Here is a 5,116-nt window from a genome sequence, read left to right as displayed (position 1 = left end):
TCCCAGCTGTCCACGTGGACAGGTAGCATCAGAGAATCACTCGTCCATTGCTAGGGCGTCCCTGAAGGACCGCATACCATTAGCCGAGCCTATCGGTCAACTGAAGGCAGCCTCTGCGAAGCTGCGCAATCAACGGAGATGAGATGGCAAATGAGATGCGGCGCGCCTCATTTGGGACATCCGGCCCGAGTGTGGCAGGGGCGGGTTAGTTACAACGGTTTTGAGACGCTGGACGCGCTTCTAAGAATTTAACCCTTCGCCTGGCGCAACATCCCGAATCCCAAAGGCAACCGCGATGCTGGCGCATAGGAAGCATCGCCGATGACCCTTTTTGGATAAGCGGTGGATAGCGCGGCGGCGAATTCAGCCGAGCACACTGACGCCGACCACCATGCACGATTGAATGGATGTCACGGTTGCTTCCCTAGCGCGACTCGGTTGTCGCCGGGCGCCATTTCGGACTTCGTGCGCCGCAAGGACTTCGACCGGCGCGCCGTTGCGGTCCGGACGAGATGGGCCGGCTCCACTCGCATGTACCACGACCACCACGCGAAGTGGTAAAACCAAAGAAACCAGCCGCAGGCCGTGGTTGGGAGTGGTCCATCTGCCGATTCTCTGGTAGTCGCTGCCGACTGCCTCGAGGTTCCACTCGATTATCAAAACGGTGAATAGCAGTGAATCAATACCTTGAAACGGCGGGCATGCCATACCGAGTAACGTGAGCCAGTTAGACTACCGTGTAGTGGCGATGCCCGCCCGCGCTTGCTAGTGCTGGTGTTTTGTAGCTAAGACGCGTTAGGCGCACTGCTTCCATTGCGGAAGATGAGATTGTCTATGAAACGGACTCCATGCTGGTTTCGGCCCTGCAGATTCGTGAATCGATAAGTACCGGGCTGAAGCCCAAGGAACTGCGGCGTAGTATTCACGCATGTTGTCGCTCCATTGCCGGCGATGAGCGTAGCGCTGGTAGCCGCACCGGTAACGCTGGCTGTTCCGATGACGCCGGCGGAATTCGACTGCGTGTAAAGGCCGACGCCAAACAATGGAGGAGCATACGAATTGCCCTTCCAAGTCAGTGTCACCTGGCCGATTGCGGGGGCCCCCGGAGCTAGGAGGTCGGTGGAAGTCGCCGTGTGCCACTCCACCTGCGTTCCCAAGTTCGCGGTTACAGCGGGATTCGGGTTTGTAGCTTGAAACTGGTCGAACATATTCCCAGCTGCATCGAACAGCGTAAATGTGTAAGTCGCATAGAAAGGCACATTGGTCAGGTCGACTTGCGACGTGCTCCAGAAGTACCTTGCTGGCGGCGAAAAGGCCGATGCCTGCGCCGGGTCGAAGACCTGCCATGACCATCTGTAGAGGGGCGTCGTTGAGCCCGTCGTCACATTACCCGCCGGTCCGGGCGCCGGTGGCAGCGGCGTCGGTGCGACTCCCGGAATTTCCAGGCTCTGCTCGCCGCAAGCGGTCGATGTCAGAAGGAAAATTCCGGTGCTAGGTAACCCGGGGCCAGTGACGAGTGCAGACCTGACGTTCGTTGCATTCGGCCCGGCAAGGTTGAAGTTGAATGTGACGCCCGCATCGTAGTGTCCGATGTCGCCCGCTTCGTTGTCGAGGAAGGTGCGGCGGGTAATCCGCGATTCAACCGAAGCGTCGTATTTCCGTTGGTTGCCGTAGATAGTCCACGAGACCTTGGTGCCGTCTGGCAAGCTGATGGGATTGGCTACCTGCCTTACTGTCGTCAGCAATGAGTTTTGGCTTCCATCGCTGGTTGCATACGGAATGCGTACGAGCGCCGATTGCGTCCCGTTTGAGTCCTTGAAAAACATCAGCGTTTCGGGCGCTCCCACGGCCGCACCGACCGTAGCTGCATTCGCGAGGCTGCCTGGAGTTCCCGAAACTGATGGATATCCGTTTTGCTTGTAGTCGGCGTCGACCGCGGCAGTACAGGCAGCGTTGGACGCTCGCGTCGCAACTGGCGCTGCTAGACATTGCTGCAGAAGGCTTTGCATAAAAGCCAAATAGTTTGCGGCCGCGGGCGGAGCGACTAGCGGTGCAGCCGACCCACCGGTTGCATTGCTCAGTTGTAGTCCGCTACTAGCATTGCCGCTCGACACAAGATATGCACCCGCGCCATTCTGAATTATCTGTACCGATTCGATGACCGCATCGGCTCCAGACTGGTTAGCAGCGAACGGTGTTGTGACAGCATTGAAACTGCTTGGGTCGAGACCGTTCAACTTGAGAATGTCTGCGAGCGCGGCATTCAAAGTGGACGATGCTTTGGAGACATCTGCTGGCGACGCGGCGGCTGCTAGAGTAGCAGGAGTCAGCAGGTCCAGTGCATTTCCTGTGGAGGTCAGGAGTGCGCTAATCGCGGTGGTGAGCGTCGTAATGTTTGCGGTTGTGGACTTCCCCTTCTCCGGCGCCGAACTGACCACGGACACGAGCGGGTCGTGTTGACCAGTCGGGTCAATCGCTGTCAGCAGCACTGGCCCAGAGAAGTACGATAACGTCAGCGCGTAGGCACCGTTGGAATCAGCGGTCCCGCTCGCCGTTTTCCCGTGGGTGTCCATGGCCGTTACTTCCGCATTTGCGATTGCGGCCCCCGTGGCTACCGTTCCGCCAACGGTGGACTGGGAGTTACTGCTCCCGCCTCCACCTCCGCCGCATCCCCACAACAGGGCCGCGGCCGCAACTGCCGAAAACTGAAAGTGAACCCTGCTACGCTTTGCGTTCATGTTGTTTCCCCTTACGCTACGAGAACTAAAAGCAGGAATGACGGTCGAGTCTTTCGAACTGCAACGTTCCATTCCATCCGCGTGACACCGCTCCCTCCGCATCCGTTACCGTTACCGTTACCGTTACCGTTACCGTTACCGTTACCTTCATCATTCTCCGATGCTGATGAGCGTCGCGAACACAATGTCGCAATACGCGCGGAAATATGATGTATTACTGACGATTGCGACGCATTTTCGGTCCGACGCACCCTTTTGCTCACAAATCAGAGGACTTTGCTCTTCAACGGCGCTCGTGATGGAGATGCGGCGGAGCGTTTCCCGCCGACGCGCAAGTCTGCAAACGGCGTTTGCGCGCAGAGCGAACGCGGAGGCGGCGCGGGAATGCGTAGAAGAAAGCGGCTATGAAAGGTGCGACCATCGAGCCGCCCCGGACGGTGGAGTCTGACTGCACACAGAAAGCAGCGGCTACATTCACGCGTACGGGAAACATTGAGCGCCCTTCTCTCGTTGGGTCCGCTCGATAGGACGATTTGTCTGCGCGCAAATTGAAACTTTTAATGGAAAAACGCGCGCTGGTACAGCGTTCGCGACCTTTCCATCACTGAGCGCGTCTATGTACTATGTCAACGCCTTCGACCGCGAAGGAGCGGCCCGAAGCGAACCTCGACGGCTTGACCGATTAACGGTTCTGCACCCGTCATCGGCGCTGGCAGAGGCACAGGCAAAAAATTGTCGTTCCTAACGCCGGCCAGGCTGTCTGGTTTAATAAAAGCAAAGCGAACCCTGTGCGGTGCCGCCCGCCAACATCGAACGGTCGTTCGCTTGGAGCGATGCGCCTGCTTGCACCTTCAAGATTGGCGCCCTACCGTCTCGCCTCCCGGTGAGTCGGCTTTTGCTGCCAAAGCGAAAGCAGCCTAAAGAGATTTAGCGACTATCAATGCCACGCCCCCGTGCGGTGTCTAGTATGGTGCAAAGCGCACTCATTGTGTCGCGCAGTCCAATGCCTCCAGAAACGCATCATTGGCATCCCATAGAAAAACAGCTCGTGGTAAAAATGCCGACCCGCGGCGCAACGCACCAAACGGGAGCTTTCTCAACTAAGTCTGGTATCGGCGACAGCCGCCGTCTGCTCTTGCTATCCAGCGTCCGATGATGAAGCCCTCGCACTGGTATGAGCGGAAACACACATTGCGCAGGCGAACAGTTCTTTACTCGTCCTATTCCTTGCCTTTAATTGTAGAACCGTCCACTCTCGTCGTTCGCTGACGTCGTCCGGACAACGCATATCCAGCTTGCTGCAACAAAAACAATGGGATAGCCATGTCGATGTCTGAGCGTGTTTCTTTCGCGACGTCTATTCTGCTCACAATGTTGTTGCTGTCCTGCAAGGTCATTCCGGACCGTGAATGGCATTCAGTGTGCAACGCTGCCGGCGATTGCCCGAGTGATAAGCGTTCAACGTCCATCGCAGAGCACGCGTGCCTTATTTCGGATGTCGGCCGGCGATTCTTCCGCGCACCAATCTGATTCGCGTTGCGCATCGTGGCGGCAAGCTCCACCAGCGACTTCTCGTCATATCTCTCGCCGCCTGCGTCGTCACCTCCCCAACCTATCCTGTCGGCAGCTGCAGCACGGTCCCGTATCGTCACCCTGACGTTGACGTTCTCGGAATCTATGTTGGTTGGCGCTGTGAACGCTTCGAAGGTCCCCTTAGCTTCCTTAGGCCGGCTGCTTCCGCGGGTTTCGGTAGAGTGTCCCACGAGTCGTCGCTTACGAGCGGCGGTGCGGATGCGGCGCAGCGAACGCCGAGCGCACCAACGCGGTCGCTTCCTGCATGCAAGAGGTACTGCGACTCCGGCAAGCCATTCAGCGGCGCACCCAGCTTCGCTTCAATAACGCGCCGGCCCCATGCATCTGGCGTGGCGGTCTACGTCGAATGCGGCGCTTCGCTTGACGTAGACTAAGTCGTATTCAAAACCGGATGCGACCGAATCCGTGCCGTCTTCCGTGAGCGGAAGTTGCCCGCATGGCGCCCACGACGCATCCATGTGTGCTAACACGGCGAGTCGAGAGTTCTTGGTCATAGGCGGGGGTTTGAAGTCAACTCCCAAACAACCTGCTCGACAGGCATGCGGCGTTCAATCGTCAACGTCCGAAGCGCCCCGCGCTTCAGCTGAGGGCTTACTGGCGCCCGAAGTCTCGGCTTCTTGCCTATAGAGCAGTTGCACAAGAAGATGATTGAGCGTGGGCTTCCCGTTCCACCGGAGCTTGCGGGCATATTCGTGCAAGGCGCAGCAGTGAAGCGCCCCGGAAATGTAGGAGACTTTGGATCTTGGCTGTAACGGGAGATTTGAAGAATGGAAAACGCAAGCAAA

Annotated in this window: 1 protein-coding gene; it reads right to left on the bottom strand. The window is 57.8% G+C overall.

Annotated elements, in window-relative coordinates; genetic code table 11:
* Positions 1-785: 785 nt before the first annotated feature.
* Complete coding sequence (locus tag AWB66_RS33420; RefSeq protein ID WP_125469880.1) at positions 786-2,573, bottom strand: hypothetical protein; 1,788 nt, start codon at positions 2,571-2,573, stop codon at positions 786-788.
* Positions 2,574-5,116 lie beyond the last annotated feature (2,543 nt).

The organism is Caballeronia telluris (assembly GCF_001544495.1).
Classification (GTDB): domain Bacteria; phylum Pseudomonadota; class Gammaproteobacteria; order Burkholderiales; family Burkholderiaceae; genus Caballeronia; species Caballeronia telluris.
This window is presented reverse-complemented; position numbering and strand designations above follow the sequence as displayed.

Bases quoted from the DNA above. Each gene is read 5' to 3' on its own strand.
- AWB66_RS33420 (WP_125469880.1), bottom strand. From the start codon at position 2,573: ATGGACACCCACGGGAAAACGGCGAGCGGGACCGCTGATTCCAACGGT.